The organism is Bradyrhizobium sp. (assembly GCF_035935975.1).
In the GTDB taxonomy this organism is placed as follows: Bacteria; Pseudomonadota; Alphaproteobacteria; order Rhizobiales; family Xanthobacteraceae; genus Bradyrhizobium.
This window is the reverse complement of sequence record NZ_DASYWN010000046.1, coordinates 32256-49405: the sequence shown is the minus strand read 5'-3', so window position 1 is coordinate 49405 and position 17150 is coordinate 32256. Positions and strand designations below refer to the sequence as shown.

The following is a 17150-nucleotide window of genomic DNA, read 5'->3' as shown; positions in this document are numbered from 1 at the left end:
GCCTAGCTGAGCGCCACGTTGACTGCCGATTCCGGCAGCTCCGCGTTGAAGCAGCGCTGATAGAACTCGGCGACCAGGGGACGCTCGAGCTCGTCGCACTTGTTGAGGAAGGTGACGCGGAAGGCGAAGCCGATATCGCCGAAGATGTCGGAGTTTTCCGCCCAGGTGATCACCGTGCGCGGGCTCATCACCGTCGACAGATCGCCATTGGCGAAGGCGTTACGGGTGAGATCGGCGAGGCGCACCATCTTGTTGACGATGTCGCGGCCTTCCTGGGTGCGATAATGCTTGGCCTTGGCCAGCACGATCTCGACTTCCTCGTCGTGGCTGAGGTAGTTCAGCGTGGTGACGATCGACCAGCGGTCCATCTGGCCCTGGTTGATCTGCTGGGTGCCGTGATAGAGGCCCGAAGTGTCGCCGAGACCGACCGTGTTGGCGGTCGCGAAAAGGCGGAACGCCGGGTGCGGCTTGATCACCTTGTTCTGGTCGAGTAGCGTCAGGCGGCCGGAGACTTCGAGCACGCGCTGGATCACGAACATCACGTCCGGGCGGCCGGCATCGTATTCGTCGAACACCAGCGCGACGTTGTTCTGCAGCGCCCAGGGCAGGATGCCGTCACGGAATTCGGTGACCTGCTTGCCGTCGCGGACCACGATCGAGTCCTTGCCGACGAGGTCGATACGGCTGATGTGGCTGTCGAGGTTGACGCGCACGCAGGGCCAGTTCAGGCGGGCGGCGACCTGCTCGATATGGGTGGATTTACCGGTGCCGTGATAGCCGGTCACCATGACGCGGCGGTTGCGCGCGAAGCCGGCGAGAATGGCGAGCGTGGTGGCGCGGTCGAAGCGGTAATCGGCGTCGACTTCGGGCACATGAGGATCGACTTCGGAATAGGCCGGCACTTCGAGATCGCTGTCGATCCCGAACACCTGGCGGACCGACACCTTCATGTCGGGCAGACCGGAAACTTCCTCAACTTTTGACATGGCGGCGGTCGTCATCAATCCTCCGAGGCCCCGGGCGATCCCGAGACCAGTTATTGCACGTTGGCTGCGGCTGGGTGCATCTGCGAACCTATCAGAGAGACGTGGCCGGCAGAAGCCCGCCCCTCAATCAAAGTTCCGTTGTCTTTTCATTTAGATAGGTGAGGAACGCAGTTTTTGGAGGGCTGCGTTGCGAATCACGCTCGAATTTCGGGCGGGATGGGCCGTCTGCCCAAGCGAATGGCACTTTTCCCGGCCGACCTTACTTATGTAGGGTCTGAACCCGAAAGCCCCAGCCCGCCACAGAGACGACGTGACGACCTTTCTCGATCCCCTCATCACCTTCGTCTCAGTCCATGTGTGGCTGGCCTACCTGACCCTGTTCCTGGCGGCGCTGCTCGAAGCCGTGCCGGTGGTGGGGTCGGTGATCCCCGGGTCGACCATCATCCTGGCCTTGAGCGCCCTGGTTCCCGGCGGCGAGTTGAAGCTGCAATGGGTGCTGCTGGCCGCCGCGCTCGGCGCCGTGCTGGGCGACGGCTTGGCCTACTTGATCGGGCACCGGCGGCAGCGCGAGATCCTCAACACCTGGCCGCTGACCAACTATCCCCGCGTGGTCGCCGAGAGCGAAAGCTTCTTCCACCGCTTCGGTACCTGGGCCGTGTTCTTCGCCCGCTTCGTGCCCCCGATCCGCGCCTTCGTGCCGGTGACGGCCGGCGCGCTCGGAATGGCGCCGGCGAAGTTCTATGCGGTGAACATCCCGGCGATCCTGGTCTGGGCGCCTGCCCATGTGCTGCCGGGCGTGCTGGCGGTGTCCGCCCTCCACCAATATTTCGGCGTGCCGCACCATGGGCATTCGTTCAAGCACATCTGGATTTTGACGGTGGTCGTGGTTGCGATCGTGCTGGGTGTGGCGGTCTGGATCTATCGCCGGCGGAACGGCGGCGGTGTCGCGACGGCGAAGCGGCCAGCCTGAGCCGATGCATCCGGGCATTCCGCCCTCATCCTGAGGAGCCCGCGAAGCGGGCGTCTCGAAGGATGGCCGCAGGCGAGAGCCGGGCCTGCATGGTTCGAGACGCGCGTTCCGCGCTCCTCACCATGAGGGTCTTAGATCAGCCCCTGGAATCTCCGCCCCCCGCCCTTCTTCCCGGCGCGGGTCCGACATACCTCGCCCTCGGCCTAATCAACTTGCCGAACTGCAACTGCTCGCTGGCGTGGGCGATCCAGCCGACGCTGCGGGCCATGGCGAACACAGCGAGCTCACTGCCGGCCGGCAGGCGCAGCGCGTGCACGAGCACGGCCAGCGCGTAGTCGATGTTGACGAGCTCGCCGGTCGCCTCGATGATCCGCTCCGGCACTTCTTTCGTGAATTTTCGCGGTGCGCCGGCGCGGGAGAGTGCGTTCAGCAGCGATTGCGCGCGGGGATCGCCGCGCTTGTAGACACCGTGGCCGAAGCCGGCGAAACGCTCGCCGAGCGCGACGCGTTCGCGCACCATGGGAGCCACATCGCGATCGATCAGCGTCTTGACGAGCTGCGATGCCAGCACGCCGGCGCCGCCATGCTTGGGGCCTTTCAGCGCCGCAAGGCCCGCGATGACGGAGTCGTAGAGGTTGAGGCCGGTCGAGGCCGCGCAGCGCGCGGTGAAGGTCGAGGCGTTCAGCTCGTGATCGGCGAGCAGAACGAGCGCGCGGCGGATCAGATCGGGCGCGTGCTTGTTGTCCGCCGCCCAGGCTCTCGCGATCTGCTGGTGCAGCGGCTCAGGTGACGGCTCGGCGTTGAGCATGGTCGCGACCAGCAGCCGGACGATCCGCCCGCCGACCATCGCGCGGCCATCGGGCGCGCGGGTGAAGGCGCGAGCATCCGCGCAGGTCGCCAGCGCGAGCACCGCAATGGCACGGTCGATCGGCGCAGCGCGGCGCGCGGCCTGCGCGATCGCGCGCATTTCCTCGGAGATCTCAGGCAGATTGTCCGGCGCGAAGGGATCAACGTCGGAGACGTCCCACAGCAGCGTCGCGGTGTGCTCCAGCGTGTCGTTCTCGGCGAGAACGACACAGTTCACGCCGCGATAGATCGCGCCCTCCTCGGTGATGGTCGAGATCTCCGTGTCCATCACCGGCAGGTCGGCATCGAAACTGCGCAAGCCGCGCGGCTCGGGCGACGGCACCCGGCGCTCCTTGAGCGCGCGGACGTCCTCGGCGCGGTAGCGGTTCTTCCGCGAGTCCGGCGTCGGCTCGGAGCGGATCAGGCCGCGGCTGACATAGGCGTAGAGGGTGGCCGGCGAGATCGCGAGCTCGGCGGCAGCTTCCCGGGCGGAGAGGTAGAGCTCGCCAGAATTTTTCATATTGATTTATGTAATCAAGATTGATCAATCTGTCGAGAGGCCCGATTTTCCCTCGGTGCAGTGCAAAAAGGGAGATTTGGGCCATGAACATCCACCTCACCAAAAGCCAGATCGGGCTGGACGGCGTTCCCGCGGCCGAGACCGTGCTGAGCCATGTCGATGGCGAGCGCGGCGAGCTGATCATCGCCGGCGAGCATGTCGGACGCCTCGCCGCCAAATCGAGCTTCGAGGGCGTCACCGCCCGGCTCTGGAACGGCGCCAGCAAGACCAGCCTGAGCGACGCCAATGTGCGCTCACACCTGGGCTCGGCGCGCGAGCGCGCCTTCGCCCGGCTGGACGAGTTGCTGCCGGCAACGCGCGGCATGGGCATCGTCGACGGGTTCCGCGCGGCGGTCGCGGGCCTTCGCGCCGAGCATGGCCTCGCGCATGAGGCGACCATCGTCGGCGCGTTTCCGGTGATCGCGGGTGCGCTGGTCCGCCGGGCCAAAGGGCTCGAGCCGATCGCGCCCGATCCGAATGTCAGCCACGCCGCGGATACGCTGCGCATGCTGCATGGCCGCGTCCCCGCGGCACGCGAGGTGACCGCGCTCGACGCCTATCTCGTCACCGCCAGCGACCACGGCATGAACGCCTCGACCTTCACCGCGCGCGTCGTCGCCTCGACGCAAGCCGATCTGTTCGCGGCCGTCACCGCCGGCTATTGCGCGCTCACCGGACCGCTGCATGGCGGCGCGCCGGAGCCGGTGCTGGAAATGCTGGACGCGATCGGCTCGCGCGAGCGCATCCAGCCCTGGGTGGATGCGGCGCTTGCCCGCGGCGAGCGGATGATGGGCTTTGGGCATCGCGTCTACCGCGTCCGCGATCCGCGCGCCGACGTGCTCAAGACCGCGGTCGAGGCGCTGGCGTCCAACGGCACCGATCTGCCGTTCGCCGGCGAGGTCGAGGCCTATATCCGCAGCGCGCTGCGCAAGAAGAATCCGGAGCGGCCGCTGGAGACGAATGTGGAGTTCTTCACCGCGATCCTGCTCGATGCGCTGGCCATTCCACGGCAGGCATTCACGCCGATCTTCGCGGTGGCGCGAGCTGCGGGGTGGACCGCGCATGCGCGCGAGCAGCAGCGGACGGGACGGCTGATCCGGCCGAGTTCGTCATATGTGGGGGCAATGCCGGAGGCGTCATGAAGTAGCCCGGATGGAGCGAAGCGAAATCCGGGGTCTTTCGCGCACGACGACCAATTTCCCGGATGACGCTTGCGCTCCATCCGGGCTACGGGACGGCGGGTGTGCCGCCGTCCCGAACGGCCTTACCCGTACACAAACGCCTTGTCGTCGAGATCGGTCTTCGGGATCTCGTCCTTCTCGGTCCAGTAATCCTGGCTGTGCTGCCATTCCGGCTTGTCGCCGCGCTTGGGCAGCAGGTTCATGTTGCGCATGATGTAGCCGGGATTGAAGTTCTCCGGATCGATCCAGGGCAGGATCGGCATGTTGTGGTCCTCGGGCCGCAAGGCCACCTCGACCTTCTTGCTCCCCTTCGCCTTCATATGTCCGAGCAGGCGGCAGACGAAATCGGCGACGAGGTCGACGCGCAGCGTCCAGCTCGCGCGGAAATAGCCGAACACCCAGACCAGGTTCGGCACGCCCGTGAACATCATGCCGCGATAGGTGACGGTATCGCCGAAGGCGAGCGGCTTGCCGTCGATCTCGAAGGCGATGTCGCCGAGCGCCGAGAGGTGGAAGCCGGTCGCGGTGACGACGACATCAGCCTCCAGCAGCTTGCCCGATTTGAGCTGGATGCCGTTCTCGACGAAGCATTCGATCTCGTCGGTCACGACCGAAGCCTTGCCGCTGGCGATGCCCTTGAACAAATCGGCATCCGGCACGAAGGCGATGCGCTGACGCCACGGCCGGTAGGTCGGCGTGAAATGCGTCTCGACATCATAGTCCGGACCGAGCACCGCGCTGATCTGGCCGATCAGCTCCTTCTTCACCTGCTCCGGCTTGGACAGACAGAGCTTTGTGAACGCATCCTGCTCGAACAGGATTTTGCGCCGGACGATCTCGTGGATCCAGGTCTCGTCGACCTGAAGCCGGCGCAATTCTTCTGCGATCTCGATCGCGTTGCGCCCCAGCCGGAAATAGGTCGGCGACCGCTGCAGCATGGTGACATGCGCGCAACTGTCCGCGATGTTCGGCACCAGAGTCGCTGCGGTTGCGCCCGAGCCGATCACCACGACCTTCTTGCCCGCGAGATCGATATCCTCGGGCCATGTCTGCGGATGGACGATGCGGCCCTTGAAGCGATCGGTGCCCTTCCATTCCGGCGTATAGCCTTCCGAATGGCGGTAATAGCCCTGGCACATCCAGAGGAAGTTCGCGGTGAAGGTCCTGGCCTCGCCGGTGTCGGTCGTCACCGCTTCGATGGTCCAGAGATTCTGCTCGCTCGACCAGCTCGCCGAATTGATCTTGTGCTTGTAGCGGATGTGACGGGCGATGTCGTTGTCGTCGATCACCTCGTTCATGTAGGAGAGAATTTCCTCGGCGGTCGCGATCGGCGGGCCCACCCAGGGCTTGAAGCTGTAGCCGAAGGTGTGGAGATCGCTGTCCGAGCGAATGCCGGGATAGCGATGCGTCGACCAGGTGCCGCCGAATGTCGCCTGCGTCTCCAGGATCACGTAGCTGGTGCCCGGAAGCTGCTTGTTGATGTGATAGGCGCTGCCGATGCCGGAGATGCCGGCGCCGACGATCAGCACGTCGAAATGTTCCGAAGCTTGCTTGGTGGTGGCGTGACTGCGAACAGCGACATTCATTGTTGCTTCTTGCCTTGCTTGTTTTTGTGGCCGCCCTTGATGGGCGACGCGTTTCCTCCGCAACGGGCATGGTCGCCCATCGCGCTTCCGCTTTAAAATGACATAGATCAATTCGCGATCAAAGCGCCGCGCCCCAGCTTCGCGCGGTCTGCAGGATCCAGTCGCGATAGAGCGTGAGCGGCGTGACACCGGTCAAGCCGCCGCAGCCGGCGGCGCCATTCGGTCCCGTCGACCAACTGATGACACCGACGAGCACGGAGCCGCTGGGCTTGTCCTCGAATACGGGACCGCCGGAATCGCCGGTGCAGGCGCCGATTCCGTCGCGAACACCGTTGGTTACGGGGTCGACGAGGCGGATCTGAAGCGTGCCGGGCTGGCCGGTAGCGACGAGGCCCGCAACGCGAATCGTGCCGCCGCTCTTGCCGTCGCCGCGCACAGTGACGCCGATACCGGCGATGACGAAGCGGCTGCCAACTTGAATCGGAATACTCGGCATGCCGAGCGGTACTGTCGATTTTCCCTTCAGTGGAATTTCCAGTTGCAGCAATGCCACGTCTGCAGTGGCACGATGTGCCTGCATGGCCTGCATGTTGAAGTTCGGATGGATCGCGACGGTGCGAACATTCAGCAATTGCGGTGCGCCGTCGGCGCCGCGATCGACGATCTTGTAGTCGGCGCCGGGCTGCACGCAGTGGGCGACCGTCAGCACAAGCTTCGGCGCGATCAGGGTGCCGGTGCAGAAATTTCCACGCGAGCCGACGATGGTGACGATGGCGCGCGCGACGCCATCGGCCTGCGGCGTGCCGCCGCCGACAATGGCGTAAGCGGGCGCCGCGAGCAGCAGCGCGGCGGTGACGAGAGTTGCAAGCTTCTTCATGGGAACACGCTTCGGCATCGGCGGGATTGCTTCGCACTGGCTCTTGCCGATAGCGCATGCTAGCCCTCTTGGAAAGGAATTGACGAGGGCAGGATCGTGACGATCGAGGCGGTGATCTTTGATTTTGGCGGCGTGCTGACGAGCTCGCCGTTCGAGGCGTTCAAGCGGTACGAGACCGAGCGCGGCCTGCCGGCCGACATCATCCGGCGCACCAATGCCGCCAACCATCTGGAGAACGCCTGGGCGAAGTTCGAGCGCGCCGAGGTCGACATCGAGACATTCGACAAATTGTTCGCGGAGGAATCCCGCGCGCTCGGCGCGGAAGTGCGCGGCCGCGACGTGCTGCCGCTGCTGCAGGGCGATTTGCGCCCTGCAATGGTCGAGGCCCTGAAGCGCATCAAGGCGCAATTCAAGACCGGCTGCATCACCAACAATCTGCCGGCCAACGCGATCGGCAGCATGACCGGGCGTTCGCTCTACGTCGCCGAGGTGATGGTGCTGTTCGACCACGTCATCGAATCCGCAAAGATCGGCCTGCGCAAGCCGGACCCGCGCATCTACAGGCTGATGGTGGAGACACTGAAGGTCGATCCGAACAACTGCGTCTATCTCGACGATCTCGGCGTCAACCTGAAGCCGGCGCGCGAGATGGGCATGACCACGATCAGGGTCGCCAGCGGCGCGCAGGCGATCGCCGAGCTCGAAAAGGCGACGGGGTTGAAGCTCGGATAGTGAACTCGTCATTGCGAGGAGCGAAGCGACGAAGCAATCCAGAGTCTTTCCGCGGCGGGACTCTGGATTGCTTCCGCCTTCGCCAGAGGCTTCGGCGGACAAGTCGCTGCGCTCGCAATGACGACGTGGAGCGATCGCGCCTGGTAACCAGGCCTACTCCGCCCCGGCCGCGATCCGCTCCGGAAACGCCGCCGCCAGCGCGGCGCGGTCGGGCTTCAGCACGCCGCGCTCGGTGATGAGCCCCGTGACGAGCCGCGCCGGCGTCACGTCGAAGGCGTAGTTCGCGACCGGCGAGCCCTCGGGCACGATGCGCACCGTCTCCAGCCTGCCATCAGCGGTGCGGCCGGTCATGTCGGTGACTTCAGTGCCGCTGCGCTGCTCGATCGGAATGTCGCGGATGCCGTCATCGACGGCGAAGTCGATCGTCGGCGAGGGCAGCGCGACGTAGAACGGCACGTTGTTGTCGTGCGCGGCGAGCGCCTTCAGGTAAGTACCGATCTTGTTGCAGACATCGCCATTGGCGGCGACGCGGTCGGTGCCGACGATGGCGAGATCGACCATGCCGTGCTGCATCAGGTGCCCGCCGGTATTGTCGGGGATCACGGTGTGCGGCACGCCGTGATGGCCGAGTTCCCACGCCGTTAGCGAGGCACCCTGGTTGCGCGGGCGGGTCTCGTCGACCCAGACATGGATCTTGATGCCGCGCTCATGCGCGAGATAGATCGGCGCGGTCGCGGTGCCCCAGTCGACGGTGGCGAGCCAGCCGGCGTTGCAATGCGTCAGCACGTTGACCGTCTCGCCCGGCTTCTTCTTGGCCACGATCGCCTCGATCAGCGCAAAACCGTTGGCGGCGATGCCACGGTTGATCTCGACGTCCTGCTCGACGATCTCGTCGGCGCGGGCATAGGCGGCTTCCGCCCGCTCGACCGGATCGATCGGCGCAAGCGTCGCGCGCATCTCGTCGAGCGCCCATTTCAGATTGATCGCGGTCGGCCGCGCCACGACCAGCGTGTCATAGGCGCGCTTCAGGCCGGCATCCGAGGCGTCCTCGCGCATCGCCAGCGCCATGCCGTAGGCCGCGGTGGCACCGATCAGCGGCGCGCCGCGCACCAGCATGTCGCGGATCGCGACCGCCGCATCCTCGCACGAGGTCAGCTTCGCCACGACGAACTCGTGCGGCAGCCGGCGCTGGTCGATCGCGCCGACCGACCAGCCGTCGCGCTCGCGCCAGATACTACGGAAATGCTTGCCGTCGACCTTCATGGCGTTCTGCCTTTTCGTTCTTCTTGCGTCTCAGCCGCGCAGGATGCGCCCGGCCACCGCATCGAGCTTCTTCAGCAGCTCGGGATCGCGCGCCTCGGGCGCGGTGATCAGCGCGGTGTCGAGTGCACGGTCCGAACCGATCGGGCACGGCTCGTGCTCGCGCGGAAAATCCTTGGCCAGCCGCGCCACCAGCGCCTTGGCCTTGTCGGCATTCGAGGTCAGAACGCGAATGATGTCCTGCACGGTGACGGCATCATGATCCGGATGCCAGCAGTCGAAGTCGGTCACCATCGCGACGGTCGCGTAGCAGATCTCGGCCTCGCGGGCGAGTTTCGCTTCGGGCATGTTGGTCATGCCGATCACGGAATAGCCCAGCGTCTTGTAGGTCATGCTCTCCGCATAGGTGGAGAATTGCGGCCCCTCCATGCAGACATAGGTGCCGCCGCGCGCGATCGCGAGACCTTCGGCTTCGGCGGCCGCGGCAAGATGGATTCGCAGTCGCGGCGAGACCGGATGCGCCATCGACACATGCGCCACGCAGCCCCGGCCGAAGAACGAGCTCTCGCGCTTGTGGGTGCGGTCGACGAATTGATCGACGAGGACGAAGGTGCCGGGCGGCAGTTCCTCCTTGAACGAGCCGCAGGCCGACAGCGAGATCAGATCGGTGACGCCGGCGCGCTTCAACACGTCGATATTGGCGCGGTAGTTGATGTCGGAGGGCGACAGACGGTGCCCCTTGTCGTGCCGCGGCAGAAACACGATCGGCAGGCCGACGATGGTGCCGCGCCTTAGGGGAGCCGACGGCTCGCCCCAGGGGCTCTTGATCACCTCTTCGTGCGCGCCCTCGAGACCCGGCAGGTCATAGATGCCCGAGCCGCCGATGATGCCCAATACCGCCTGCGTCATGCCTGCTCCACCCTGTCCGCTACCTGCGACATGGTTAAGCTATGCCAGTTTTGCGGCGGTTTTGGAACTGGGTGGCACGCCCGATCGGCGTCATTGCGAGGAGCGCAGCGACGAAGCAATCCAGGCTGCCGCTGCGGAGGCAGCCTGGATTGCTTCGCTTCGCTCGCAATGACGGAAGAGAGGCCCGGCTTAAGCCGCGTTCGCCGGCTGCAACTGGGTCGAGACCATCCGTTCCAGCGTTTCGACGGACTGGAAATTCTCCGGCGTGATCTCGGATTGGGGAATCGTGAAGTCGAACTCGGCTTCGACGCCGAGCATGAGGTTGACCATGTCCATCGAGGTCAGGCCGGCATCGACGAGCTTGGTCTGCGGCATGACATCGGCGGTGAGCGAGTTCTGTTCGAGGATGCCCTTCACCAGCTTGATGATGCGATCGCGCACGTCGGTGTCGAAGGCCTGCATGGTTAAATTCCCATCTGTCTATAAAGGTCGGACCCGTCGCCCGCTACGATGGGCACGACGGACCGATCCCACAATGGGCGCGATCATTACTTCACGCTTCTTAGTAAACGATGACTCAGATTGTAGGAAATCCGGGCTTCTTCCAGATTCCTAACGCGGTCGTCGAAATCCGGAGGACCCGAACAACCGGACCTTAACTGTTCATTCGGAATTGGGCTTTGTTTACCCTCTATTTCATCGACGAATTTGAATTAAATCCGTAGCCTCATCTCACAAGTAAAGATGGTCGGAGGATCGCTTTCAAACGGCATCGCGAATGATGACCGGCGATCCTGAACGACGAACCGGAGGCGGACGAGTATGAACGTGCGTGAAGCGGTCCTCACTGTCGACGAAACGCAAACGAGCTTCCTCGAAGAGGGTCCGTCCCTGATCGAGCGCGCCGCGCGAACTGCTGCTGCGGCCGCGGCAGATGCAGATGGTGTCGATCGTGACGCCCGCTTCCCCCACAAGGCTTTCGACGTCGCACGCGAGCAGAAGCTGCTCGGTGTCATGATCCCCGCCGAGTTCGGCGGCCTCAACGCCTCGATCCACGACGTCACCGACATCTGCTACACGCTCGGGCGCGCCTGCGCCTCGACCGCGATGATCTACGCGATGCACACAACGAAGGTCGCCTGCGTCGTCAGGCACGGCCACGGCATCCCGTGGATGGAAACCATGATGCGCCGGGTCGCGCGCGACCAGTGGCTGCTCGCCTCCTCCACCACCGAAGGTCAGAACGGCGGCAACATCCGCGCCAGCGCGGCTGCGGTCGACCACGCCGGCGACACCGTCTCGCTGATGCGCGATGCCACCGTGATTTCCTACGGCGCCGAGGCCGACGGCCTCGTCACCATCGCCCGCCGCGCCACCGACGCCGCCGCCTCCGACCAGGTGCTGCTGGCGCTCGCCAAGGACGATTACTCGCTGAAGCGGACGCTGGGCTGGGAAACGCTCGGCATGCGTGGCACCTGCTCGACCGGCTTCGAGCTGAAGGTCGACTGCCCCGCCGACCGTGTCTTCCCCGAATCCTATGACAAGATCCACGCCCAGACCATGACGCCGTTCGCGCATCTGTGCTGGTCCTCGGCCTGGGCCGGTATCGCCGCCGCAGCCGTGACGCGTGCGCAGGCCTTCATCCGCAAGGCGGCCCGCTCGTCCGGCGGCCAGATGCCGCCGGCCGCCGCGCATTTCACCGCCGCCAAAATGTCGCTGGCAAAACTGCGCGCGCTGATCGCCGCCAATATCGACGCGTTTGCCCGCGCCGAGCATGACGAGCGCGCATTGAGCTCGCTGGACTTCCAGTCCTCGATCACCCTTCTCAAGGTGCAGGCCTCCGAGCTCGCGGTCGAGACCGTGATGCATGCGATGCGCACCGCCGGCCTGTCAGGCTACCGCAACGACGGCGAGTTCACCATGGGCCGCCATCTGCGCGACGTGCTGTCGTCGCCGATCATGATCAACAACGACCGCATTCTGGCCAACGCCGCCACCTCGACGCTGATGAGCGGCGTGCCGACGAGCCTTCGTGACTAAACCAACAAGAACAATTTTCAGATAGCAGGACACCTTAACATGAACATTGCCGTCCTCCCCAACTCGCCCGAGACCGCGCCTGAGATCGTCGATCCGCTCGATCATCTCGCCGACAAGCTGTTCCACCGCATGGGCTCGGACGGCGTCTACGCCCGTACCGCGCTCTATGAGGGCGTGGTCGAGAAGCTCGCCGCGCTGATCACCCGGCACCGCGAAGCCGGCACCGAGGCGCTGCGCTTCCCGCCGGTGATGAGCCGCGCCCAGCTGGAGAAGTCCGGCTATCTCAAGAGCTTTCCGAACCTGCTCGGCTGCGTCTGCGGCCTGCACGGCACCGAACGCGAGATCAACGCGGCGGTGAGCCGCTTCGATGCCGGCGGCGACTGGACCACCTCGCTCTCGCCCGCCGACCTCGTGCTGTCGCCCGCCGCCTGCTATCCGGTCTATCCGATCGCGGCGAGCCGCGGCCAGCTGCCGAAGGGCGGCCTGCGCTTCGACGTCGCCGCCGACTGCTTCCGCCGCGAGCCGTCGAAGCATCTCGACCGGCTGCAATCGTTCCGGATGCGCGAATATGTCTGCATCGGCACGCCCGATGACGTCGCCGACTTCCGCGAGCGCTGGATGGTGCGCGCGCAGGCGATCGCGACCGATCTCGGCCTGACCTTCCGCGTCGACTATGCCAGCGATCCCTTCTTCGGCCGGGTCGGCCAGATGAAGGCGGTGAGCCAGAAGCAGCAGCAGCTCAAGTTCGAGCTCTTGATCCCGCTGCGCTCGGAGGAACAGCCGACCGCCTGCATGAGCTTCAACTATCACCGCGAGCATTTCGGCACGACCTGGGGCATCCAGGACGCCAATGGCGAGCCCGCCCATACCGGCTGCGTCGCCTTCGGCATGGACCGCCTGGCCGTCGCCATGTTCCACACCCACGGCACAGACGTTTCCGCCTGGCCCGCCAAGGTGCGGGAGATCATGGGCATGCAGCCGCATGTTGCGGCTGACGCTCACGGCGAAGGCTGGCGCTAGAGCATAATCCGGAGAAGCGCGAAGCGGTTCTCCGAAAGGATCATGCTGAAACGATAGACCAAACGAGGCCGACCATTTCCACGGGCAAGACGAGCGTGATCCACACCAAGGTCCGATGCCGCGAGATCACCGAAGCCGACGTCGAGAAGGTCGCCGACCTCCTGACGCGCGGCTTCGTGGGCCGCTCGCGCAATTACTGGATCCAGGGCCTGCGCCGGCAGGCCTTCCGGCCCGTGCCGGAGGGCTATCCGCGCTTCGGCTACATGCTCGACAATGACGGCGAGCCGGTCGGCGTGCTGTTGCAGATCTACACGGCACGGAAGGACGGCGAAGAGACCTTCATCCAGTGCAACCTGTCGAGCTGGTATGTCGATCCGGCCTATCGCAACTACGCGCCGCTGCTGACCAAGATCGCGCAGCGGCACAAGGACGTCACCTATCTCAATATCAGCCCGGCCCCGTGGACCTGGCCGATCATCGAGACGCAGGGATTTCGCGCCTATTGCCGCGGCATCTTCTTCTCGGTGCCGGCGCTGGCGCGCGCCCCGCGCTGGAGCAAGATCGAGGTGATCTCGCAGCACACCAAGACGATCGAGGGCCTCACCGACGCCGAGACCGAGCTGTTGACGCGCCACGCGCGCTACAACTGCCTGAGCCTCGTCTGCCGCACGCCGAAGGGCACGTTCCCCTTCATCCTGCAGCCGGTGCGCATCCGCCGCGGCTTCATCGCGCCGCCGGCGATGAAGCTGATCTACTGCCGCAGCGCCGCCGAATACGCCGCCTGCGCCGGCCGCATCGGCCGGCTGCTGCTGCGGCTCGGCAAGGTCTCGGTGGCGGTCGACGCCAACGGCCCGATTCCCGGCCTCGCCGGTATTTATACCGAGCGCCGCGGCCGGAAATATTTCAAGGGCCCGCACCGGCCGCAGCTCGGCGATCTCACCGACACCGAGCTCGTGCTGTACGGGCCGTAGGGCCTTTCCGTCGTCCCTGCGAACGCAGGGACCCATACCGCGTGATCTGCCGGTAAGTGCAGTGTGCAAGTACCGCGGGAAAGCCCGTTCACTTCTTCGCCAAACCTCTCCCTGGGGTTATGGGTCCCTGCGTTCGCAGGGACGACACCTGGTTTGCCGCGCGATCTCGGCCAACTCTGGCTTGCAGACACTTGCGCATTCGCGCGCGAGGCACGCATCTCTGCATCCCCGGTCACCCTCCGTAAACTACCGCGCTTAAGGGAATTTTCCGGCCTCTTCGCTACCCTCCGCGACTGAATTAGTTTGCGTTAAGTCTATTGCCCGCCGAGATCCAGCCGATCCCATGACGTCGATCCGCGATAACGAGCTTGGTGCACGCAGCGAGCAAGGCCTTCAGGCCCTGCTCGCGCTGAGCCAGCTTGCGCTCGACGGCATGGAGCAGGGCGTCTGCGTCTACGACGCCGACAACCGGATCGTGCTGGTCAACCGCCGGTATATCGAACTGTTCGGCATGTCGGCCGACATCGTCCGGATCGGGACATGCTACCGCGACGTGCTCGCCCACAGCGTGGCGCTCGGCAATATCCCGGCGAGCGAGTTGGACGCGCTCTACGCCAAGCGGATCGCCTTGATCGCGGCTGGAAAGCCGTTTCTCACCCGGCAAACACTCGCAAGCGGCCTCGTCATCACGCTCGAGTTGAAGCCGCTTCCCGGCGGCGGCTGGATGACGATCTGCGACGATGTCAGCCGCCTCGCCCGGCTCGAAGCGGAATTGCGCGTGCAGACCGAACGCAGCCAGCATGCGCTCTCCAACATGTCGCACGGCCTCATCATGTACGATGCCGACAGCCGCGTCGTCGTCTGCAACGAGCGCTTCCTGAATCTCTACAATCTCGACCCCGCCATCGTGAAGCCGGGCGTCAAGCACAGCACCGCCATCGACCATTGGCTCTCGCGCGGCAACAAGCCGGGCATGTCGGCAGAAGAATTCCACGAGACGCGCCTGGAGGACGTGCGCGGCCGGAAGGCCAAGACCCTGCTGGTGATGCGCTATGACGGGCGGATGATACAGGCGGTCTCCCGCTTCCTGCCCGACGGCGGCTGGGTCACCGTGCACGAGGACGTCACCGAGCGGCTGCAATACGAGGAGACGCTGCGGCAGCAGAACGTCATGCTCGACGCGGCGCTGGAGAACATGGCGCACGGGCTCGCCTTCTACGACAGCGACATGCGGCTGCGCGTCTGCAACACCACCTACCGCAAGATCTACCGGCTGTCGCCGGAGGAGACCCGGCCCGGCACGCATCTCGGCGAGTTGATCGAGCGATCGATGGAGAACGGCGCGTTCTCCTCGGAATACACCCCGCAGCAGGTCCTCGAATCCGCCCGAGAACGGCTCGCGCGCCGCGACTCCTCGCCGATGCGCCGGCGCATGACGAACGACACCATCATCTCGGTGCGCTATTGCGCGCTGGACGAAGGCGGCTTCGTTGCCACCTACGAAGACATCACCGAGCGCGAGAACGCGGTCGAGGAATTGAGCGAGCAGTATCGGCGCTTCGACGCGGCGCTGAACAACATGAGCCAGGGCCTGTGCATGCTCGATTCGAGCCTGCGCGTGATCGTCTGCAACCGTCGCTATATCGAGATGTACGGGCTGTCCGCCGACATCGTGAAGCCGGGCGTCTCGATGCGCGAGATCATGGAGCACAGCTGCACAATCGGCATCCATCCGAACATGACCGGCGCCAAGCTCTATGCCGACTATGTCGAGCGACTGCGCGAGGGCGAGCACACGCTGCACCGCCATTTGAGCGACGGCCGCATCATCAAGCTCAATCACAAGCGGATGGAGCATGGCGGCTGGGTCGTCACCTATGAAGACGTCACCGAGCGTCACAAGGCCCAGGCCCGCGTGGCGCATATGGCGCAGCACGACTCTCTGACGGATCTGCCCAATCGCACGCTGTTCCGCGAGAAGATGGGCGAGGGTCTGAACCAGGTCGCGATCGCCGGCGGCGCGATGGCCGTGCTGTGCTTCGACCTCGATAATTTCAAGACCGTCAACGACCGGCTCGGCCACGCCGCCGGCGACCGGCTGCTGCGCTGGGTCGCGGCGCGCCTGAAGGAGAATGTCGGCGAGCACGACACCGTCGCGCGCCTTGGCGGCGACGAGTTCGCCGTTCTGCAGCGCGGACCGCAGCCGCAATCGGCGGAGCGGCTCGCCCGTCGCCTGGTCGAGATCATCGGCCACCCGCCACCGCTCGAAAGCCAGTCAATCCACGTCGGCGTCTCCGTCGGCATCGCCATCGCGCCCGATCACGGGTTGGATGCCGACGAGCTGATGAAATGCGCCGACCTCGCGCTGTACCAGGCCAAGGCCAAGGGGCGCGGCGCCTATCAGCTGTTCGAGCCCGAGATGGAAGAGGAGGCGCGCAGCCGGCACGCGCTGGAGCACGATCTGCGCGGCGCGCTCGAAGGAAGCCAATTCCACCTGGTGTTCCAGCCGCAAGTGCGGCTCGACAACTCCGAACTCACCGGCTTCGAGGCGCTGCTGCGCTGGAAGCATCCGTCGCGCGGCTACGTCTCGCCGGCCGAGTTCATTCCGATCGCGGAAGAAAACGGGCTGATCGTTCCGATCGGCGAGTGGGTGCTGCGCACCGCCTGTGCCACCGCCGCGTCCTGGCCCGATGTCACCGTTGCGGTGAACCTGTCGCCAGTGCAATTCCGCTCGCGCGGGCTGGTGGCGCTGGTCACGAGCGCGCTCGCCGAGGCCGGCCTGCCGCCGCAGCGGCTCGAGCTCGAGGTCACCGAGACCGCCCTGCTCGACGACAGCGAGGCGACCATCGAGATCCTGCATCAGCTCCGTGCGCTCGGCGTCCGCGTCAGCCTCGACGATTTTGGCGTCGGCTATTCCTCGCTGAGCTATCTGCGCAAGTTTCCGTTCGACCGCATCAAGATCGATCGCTCCTTCGTCGGCACGCTCGGCGAAAGCCCGGAGAGCGTCGCCATCGTCCGCACCATCGCCAGTCTCGGCTCCGTGCTCGGGGTGGAGACCACGGCGGAAGGCGTCGAGACCGCCGAGCAGCTCGACTTCGTCCGCGAATGCGGCTGCACCGCCGTGCAGGGGTATTATTTCGGCAAACCCTGCCCGGCGGCCGAGGTCGGGCGCACCATCGAGACGCTGAACGCGGTTCGGCGCGTGGCTTAAGG

General features: G+C 65.3%; 14 protein-coding genes. 7 read left to right on the top strand and 7 right to left on the bottom strand.

The window, feature by feature from the left end:
* Positions 1 to 2: 2 nt before the first annotated feature.
* Complete coding sequence (cobS, locus tag VGR99_RS28305) at positions 3 to 986, bottom strand: cobaltochelatase subunit CobS (protein ID WP_414645194.1); 984 nt, start codon at positions 984 to 986, stop codon at positions 3 to 5.
* A gap of 310 nt (positions 987 to 1296) precedes the next feature.
* On the opposite strand from cobS, the gene VGR99_RS28300 reads away from it, so the two are divergent.
* On the top strand, positions 1297 to 1956 hold the full coding sequence (locus VGR99_RS28300) for a DedA family protein (protein WP_326903248.1): 660 nt from the start codon (positions 1297 to 1299) through the stop codon (positions 1954 to 1956).
* A gap of 136 nt (positions 1957 to 2092) precedes the next feature.
* On the opposite strand, the gene VGR99_RS28295 is transcribed toward VGR99_RS28300, so the two are convergent.
* Positions 2093 to 3322 (bottom strand): citrate synthase family protein, encoded by a 1230-nt coding sequence (locus tag VGR99_RS28295; RefSeq protein WP_326903247.1) that lies wholly within the window; start codon positions 3320 to 3322, stop codon positions 2093 to 2095.
* A gap of 83 nt (positions 3323 to 3405) precedes the next feature.
* Here VGR99_RS28295 and VGR99_RS28290 point away from each other — a divergent pair, with 83 nt between their 5' ends.
* Positions 3406 to 4503 (top strand): citrate synthase/methylcitrate synthase, encoded by a 1098-nt coding sequence (locus tag VGR99_RS28290; protein ID WP_326903246.1) that lies wholly within the window; start codon positions 3406 to 3408, stop codon positions 4501 to 4503.
* Between the two features lie 122 nt (positions 4504 to 4625).
* Here the strand turns inward: VGR99_RS28290 and VGR99_RS28285 are convergent, their stop codons facing one another.
* Together VGR99_RS28285 and VGR99_RS28280 are read right to left on the bottom strand one after the other, a co-directional pair.
* Positions 4626 to 6128, bottom strand: coding sequence for an NAD(P)/FAD-dependent oxidoreductase (locus VGR99_RS28285; RefSeq protein ID WP_326903245.1), 1503 nt, complete (start codon positions 6126 to 6128; stop codon positions 4626 to 4628).
* A 118-nt stretch (positions 6129 to 6246) separates the two neighbouring features.
* Positions 6247 to 7005 (bottom strand): S1 family peptidase, encoded by a 759-nt coding sequence (locus tag VGR99_RS28280; RefSeq protein ID WP_326903244.1) that lies wholly within the window; start codon positions 7003 to 7005, stop codon positions 6247 to 6249.
* A gap of 96 nt (positions 7006 to 7101) precedes the next feature.
* Here VGR99_RS28280 and VGR99_RS28275 point away from each other — a divergent pair, with 96 nt between their 5' ends.
* Positions 7102 to 7737, top strand: a complete 636-nt coding sequence (locus tag VGR99_RS28275) for an HAD-IA family hydrolase (RefSeq protein WP_326903243.1) — start codon at positions 7102 to 7104, stop codon at positions 7735 to 7737.
* 153 nt (positions 7738 to 7890) lie between these two features.
* Here the strand turns inward: VGR99_RS28275 and mtnA are convergent, their stop codons facing one another.
* The 3 genes from mtnA to VGR99_RS28260 form a co-directional block, all read right to left on the bottom strand.
* Positions 7891 to 9000: an S-methyl-5-thioribose-1-phosphate isomerase gene (mtnA, locus tag VGR99_RS28270; protein ID WP_326903242.1), complete on the bottom strand. Its 1110-nt coding sequence runs from the start codon at positions 8998 to 9000 to the stop codon at positions 7891 to 7893.
* Positions 9001 to 9030: 30 nt separating this feature from the next.
* Positions 9031 to 9906, bottom strand: coding sequence for an S-methyl-5'-thioadenosine phosphorylase (locus VGR99_RS28265; RefSeq protein WP_326903241.1), 876 nt, complete (start codon positions 9904 to 9906; stop codon positions 9031 to 9033).
* Positions 9907 to 10095: 189 nt separating this feature from the next.
* Positions 10096 to 10368 carry a phosphopantetheine-binding protein gene (locus VGR99_RS28260; protein WP_326903240.1) on the bottom strand — a complete coding sequence of 91 codons (273 nt, stop codon included), beginning with the start codon at positions 10366 to 10368 and terminating at the stop codon, positions 10096 to 10098.
* A 360-nt stretch (positions 10369 to 10728) separates the two neighbouring features.
* Here VGR99_RS28260 and VGR99_RS28255 point away from each other — a divergent pair, with 360 nt between their 5' ends.
* From VGR99_RS28255 to VGR99_RS28240, 4 genes are all read left to right on the top strand, one after another.
* Positions 10729 to 11946 carry an acyl-CoA dehydrogenase family protein gene (locus VGR99_RS28255; protein WP_326903239.1) on the top strand — a complete coding sequence of 406 codons (1218 nt, stop codon included), beginning with the start codon at positions 10729 to 10731 and terminating at the stop codon, positions 11944 to 11946.
* 39 nt (positions 11947 to 11985) lie between these two features.
* Positions 11986 to 12966: an amino acid--[acyl-carrier-protein] ligase gene (locus tag VGR99_RS28250; protein ID WP_326903238.1), complete on the top strand. Its 981-nt coding sequence runs from the start codon at positions 11986 to 11988 to the stop codon at positions 12964 to 12966.
* Positions 12967 to 13061: 95 nt separating this feature from the next.
* Entirely contained in the window at positions 13062 to 13937 is an 876-nt protein-coding gene (locus VGR99_RS28245; RefSeq protein WP_326903237.1) for an acyl-CoA acyltransferase, read from the top strand.
* Between the two features lie 343 nt (positions 13938 to 14280).
* Complete coding sequence (locus VGR99_RS28240; protein ID WP_326903236.1) at positions 14281 to 17148, top strand: PAS-domain containing protein; 2868 nt, start codon at positions 14281 to 14283, stop codon at positions 17146 to 17148.
* Positions 17149 to 17150: the final 2 nt, after the last annotated feature.